The 289-nt window shown below is 51.2% G+C and carries 1 protein-coding gene; it reads left to right on the top strand.

Annotated features, from left to right (window positions below; all coding sequences use genetic code 11):
• Window positions 1-84: 84 nt before the first annotated feature.
• Window positions 85-289: hypothetical protein (locus tag A3722_RS24890; protein ID WP_236627446.1), on the top strand; the 205-nt coding region annotated here is incomplete at its 3' end.

Below are 289 nucleotides of genomic sequence, written 5' to 3' on the forward strand. Positions count from 1 at the left end.
CGATATGAACACAGACCTATCACTCCTGATCGCATGGTCTTTCAGGACATTAGAACGCTCGGGAACGGACGTCCCTATAGCCTCGTGCAGGACAATAATCGAATTAAAGCCTTTCATGCGGCGGGCATTCGATCTGGCGCTCCTCGCAAGCCGAATGGTAAACCATATACGCCCCACTCGCTGCGCCACTTCTACGGCGTGTTCATGCTGAACTTCATTCCAGTTGAAGGAGGATATGGGCTCAGGCTTCCGGAAGTTCAAAAGTTGATGGGTCATGAGGACAGTTCAT

It is taken from the genome of Sulfitobacter sp. HI0027 (genome assembly GCF_001634775.1).
Lineage (GTDB): Bacteria > Pseudomonadota > Alphaproteobacteria > Rhodobacterales > Rhodobacteraceae > Sulfitobacter.